This is a genomic window from Microcystis sp. M44BS1 (assembly GCF_020244875.1).
In the GTDB taxonomy this organism is placed as follows: domain Bacteria; phylum Cyanobacteriota; class Cyanobacteriia; order Cyanobacteriales; family Microcystaceae; genus Microcystis; species Microcystis panniformis.
This window is the reverse complement of the sequence record NZ_JADBVM010000288.1, coordinates 1-3,665: the sequence shown is the minus strand read 5'-3', so window position 1 is coordinate 3,665 and position 3,665 is coordinate 1. Positions and strand designations below refer to the sequence as shown.

5 protein-coding genes and 1 pseudogene are annotated in these 3,665 nt (G+C 45.0%); 2 read left to right on the top strand and 4 right to left on the bottom strand.

What is annotated here, in order from left to right; translation table 11 throughout:
• Positions 1-82: 82 nt before the first annotated feature.
• Positions 83-226: pseudogene (locus tag IM515_RS21955) on the top strand (transposase); the annotation flags it as partial.
• A gap of 185 nt (positions 227-411) precedes the next feature.
• Here IM515_RS21955 and frr read toward each other — a convergent pair.
• Both frr and pyrH read right to left on the bottom strand, forming a co-directional pair.
• Positions 412-933: a ribosome recycling factor gene (frr, locus tag IM515_RS21950; protein WP_373276082.1), complete on the bottom strand. Its 522-nt coding sequence runs from the start codon at positions 931-933 to the stop codon at positions 412-414.
• 13 nt (positions 934-946) lie between these two features.
• Positions 947-1,669 (bottom strand): UMP kinase, encoded by a 723-nt coding sequence (gene pyrH / locus IM515_RS21945; RefSeq protein WP_002762234.1) that lies wholly within the window; start codon positions 1,667-1,669, stop codon positions 947-949.
• A gap of 203 nt (positions 1,670-1,872) precedes the next feature.
• On the opposite strand from pyrH, the gene IM515_RS21940 reads away from it, so the two are divergent.
• Positions 1,873-2,454 carry a hypothetical protein gene (locus IM515_RS21940; RefSeq protein ID WP_002766174.1) on the top strand — a complete coding sequence of 194 codons (582 nt, stop codon included), beginning with the start codon at positions 1,873-1,875 and terminating at the stop codon, positions 2,452-2,454.
• Positions 2,455-2,457: 3 nt separating this feature from the next.
• On the opposite strand, the gene aroQ is transcribed toward IM515_RS21940, so the two are convergent.
• Both aroQ and IM515_RS21930 read right to left on the bottom strand, forming a co-directional pair.
• The gene (gene aroQ, locus IM515_RS21935; protein WP_002766172.1) at positions 2,458-2,910 is read right to left on the bottom strand and encodes a type II 3-dehydroquinate dehydratase; all 453 of its coding nucleotides are present in this window, start codon (positions 2,908-2,910) and stop codon (positions 2,458-2,460) included.
• 42 nt (positions 2,911-2,952) lie between these two features.
• A complete protein-coding gene (locus IM515_RS21930) occupies positions 2,953-3,396 on the bottom strand; it encodes a hypothetical protein (RefSeq protein WP_287628700.1) in 444 nt (147 codons plus the stop codon).
• Positions 3,397-3,665: the final 269 nt, after the last annotated feature.

The window sequence follows — 3,665 nt, the reverse complement described above, 5'->3', positions numbered from 1 at the left end:
TAGGTTGGGTTGAAGCATGAAACCCAACGACCGCATAGTTTACGCTACCGCTAACCCATCCTACAAATAATTGTGCCTCCCTACTTATTTCGAGCAAAGGACAACGAATGGGCTGGTCGAGGGAATCAATAATAAACTTAAACTAATAAAACGGAGAGGCTATGGCTTGAGAAACTTTCGGAATTTTTGGGTTAGAAGTATGTTATCTTGGCATCTTGTCTGTTGATTTAGCATAAAGAGTAACGAAGAGCCGAAAAAGTCCCTAAATTTCCCCCCCGATCACTGCAAGGGCTGGCAGTTTTTGATTTCAAAAAAGCCTAAAAATATTATCCAACAAGGTTTTTAGATTTATTCAGCAACCGCTAAATAGAACAGACAAAAAGCCTGTTCTATCCCTTAGGAGAAAAAAACTTAAACGGTCATGATATCTTTTTCTTTTGTCGTTAACAAATCCTCGATTTTGGCGATAAATTTATCGGTGGATTTCTGCACTTGATCCTGTAAATCCCTAGATTCATCCTCAGAAATTTCGTGACTTTTCTCCTGTTTACGGATAGCATCGATCGCATCCCGGCGAATATTGCGGATCGCCACCTTTCCTTCTTCAGACAATTTCGCCGCTAATTTGACCAATTCCTTGCGGCGATCGCTGGTGAGGGGAGGGATATTTAAACGAATGGTCTGACCGTCATTACTGGGAGTTAAACCCACGTCCGAGAGAGAAATCGCCTTTTCGATCGCCCCCATACTGGTACGATCGAAGGGTTGAATGGCGATCGTGGTTGCGTCGGGAGTGCTAATTGTCGCTAGGGACTTGAGGGGAGTTTCCATGCCATAATACTCCACCACGATCCGATCTAAAAGAGAAGCATTTGCGCGGCCGGTACGAATCGTATTAAAACCTCTCTGGGTTGATTCGACGGTTTTCTGCATATGGTCTTGAACTTCAGCTAACTTCACAGAATCCTCCTACCAATGTTCCAACGGGTTCACCTTTGACAGCGCGAACAATATTACCTGTCACCGACAGATCGAAAACGACTATCGGGATATTATTTTCCTTGCACAGAGCGATCGCCGTTCCGTCCATCACCCGCAGATCATGGGTCAGCACATGACCGTAGGTGAGACTTTGAAAGCGTCGCGCGTTAGGATTGTGAGAGGGATCGGAATCATAAACTCCATCCACTTTCGTCGCTTTAAACACCACTTCCGCGTCAATTTCGGCAGCGCGCAGGGCCGCCGTGGTATCGGTGGTAAAGAAAGGATTACCCGATCCCGCACCAAAAACCACTACCCGACCTTTTTCCAGATGACGGATTGCCCGCCGGCGGATGTAGGGTTCGGCTAATTCCTGCATCGCAATCGCTGTTAATACCCTAGTCGGTACTTGCGCTCGTTCTAGGGCATCCTGCAAGGTCATAGCGTTCATGACTGTTGCTATCATACCAATATAATCGGCCGTGGCCCGATCCATGCCGGCCGAGGCGGCTTTCACCCCCCGAAAAATATTGCCCCCACCGACCACGATCGCCAATTGGATGCCTTGGTCAACCACTTCGGAGATTTCCTGAGCGATAGCGGAAACCACCATCGGGTCGATCCCATAGCCGAGATTGCCCATCAGGGCCTCCCCACTCAGTTTTAATAATACCCGCTTGTACGCCATGCCCTTACTACCACTCGCTAAAACAAGATCTAGATAATTTTTGTCTCCCCATAAGATAGCAGGTTTTGGCCTTGATTTAAGTTGACCAGTTCACTCTCCCCTGGGGCCGACAAGTTAAGATTAATAAATCTTTTCCTTGGGGAATTTGTATTTAGTGATACCTTTGTTATTAAAAGGAGCTTAGTTTTATTGAGAATTTAACCGTGGTCAGCGATCGATTACTATTGGTCAACAAAAGCAATCAAGGGGCTGCTAACATCGATACCTTTGATTGGGTGTATGGGTTTCAGGATGGAACTCGTCTGATGGGAAAGGTTTGCGGTTACTTAGATCCCGATAGTAATCGTCTTCTCGATCCCGAAAACTGCAGCGCTATCTACCAGAATGCCCAGGGACAAGTCCTTAGTCGTTGGCAAGCTGGAGATTTTATCGCTTTTGAACTAACCACCACCGGGGAAAATCTCCTGCTCGTGGCTTCTAATGATAATTGTGTTAGTAATAGTCTCTGTTTGGTTTCGGGCATTAGTCGCAGCTGCGCCCAAGTTAGCGATGAAGGAAAATCCCTCGTCCGGGAGGTTTTTCAATACCCGGCTTGGTCTTTGCAGGGCGATCATAGCACTTCTAAGCCGGCTTTCAGTTGGAATTGTTCCGTATCTCCCTTTTTCCCCTTTGTTTCCCTGCGTTTTAATCTTCAGTCCACCAGCAGCAAAAAATTCTATCGTTGGACGGTTTCCCCCTATTTTCCCTTTTGTCCCCTCTTAGAAGTGGGAGAATCCCTTGCCTAATCATTATTCTTTATTCTTTTGCAAATAATCGACTAATGCCCATAATCCTAGGCGATAACTTTCGGCCCCAAAACCGCTAATCTGTCCGATGGCTATATCGGCAATGTAGGAATGATGACGAAAAGACTCGCGTTTGTAAATATTGCTTAAGTGGACTTCCACACAGGCCATTTTTGTGCCTAAGAGTGCGTCACGGATGGCGATACTGGTATGAGTATAAGCTCCCGCATTAATCAAAATACCGTGCTGCTGACCCCATGCTTGCTGAATCCAGTCCACTAATTGCCCTTCCTGATTGGACTGGTGTGCGGTTAAATTCACCCCTAAACGGGTAGCTTCTTCGCTTAAAAACTGGTTAATTGTCTCTAAATTGACGTTACCGTAGAGATTCGGCTCTCTTTTTCCCAATAGGTTTAAATTCGGCCCGTGCAGAACCAGAATGCTTAGTTTATTCACAAATGCCTTCCATCTTGACCACGAGAATTAATCTTATCTCGATCAGGGACTATTGCCGATCAACAAGATTTTTGCTGCTACGGTAATCACTGCACCAATAGTAGCACTGAGCGCACCGACAATGATCGGCAAAATTAGACCGCGGAATCCCTGTAGGTCGGAAATAGCTTTAATCATGGTAGCCTGTTCATTTTCCACCTTTTCGAGTCGTTTATCCATCCCCCCGACTTTCTCGGTTAAAGCAACCAATCCTATCGATTTAACTTGTTCGTTTTCCACCTTTTCGAGTCGTTTATCCATCCCTACGACTTTCTCGGTTAAAGTAGCTAATCCTATCTCTACTTTATTTAATCTTTCATCGATTCTGTCAAAGCGCTCATCAATCTTGTCAAATTTTTGATTAACGTCCCTTTGTAGATTATCTATTTTTCCCTCGATCCTGGTCAGAATAGTTTCTAGGGAATAAGTGACGGTTTCTCCGGACATTCTGGTAAACTCCCCTTAGTTTTATCTTGATCATTCTCCCATTCTCGCTTTATCCATGGGAGACTACCGCTCAACTAAACTTACTCAAACTTACTTAAAAGCCTGAAAGCTTAGTCATTCGTAGTGGGTCAAGCACTACAGGATTAAACGGCAAACCCTTTATTCCCTGGTCAATGACATCAGGAATTACTTTTCTAATGATGTTAAATGACCCATTGACATCGGCATTTAACAACTGATTTGTTCCCATTTTATAAAGTCCCCTAGCT

Excerpts from the sequence above, each read along its gene's own strand:
- frr (WP_373276082.1), bottom strand. The coding sequence starts at position 933 with ATGCAGAAAACCGTCGAATCAACCCAGAGAGGTTTTAATACGATTCGT.
- pyrH (WP_002762234.1), bottom strand. The coding sequence starts at position 1,669 with ATGGCGTACAAGCGGGTATTATTAAAACTGAGTGGGGAGGCCCTGATG.
- IM515_RS21930 (WP_287628700.1), bottom strand. The coding sequence starts at position 3,396 with ATGTCCGGAGAAACCGTCACTTATTCCCTAGAAACTATTCTGACCAGG.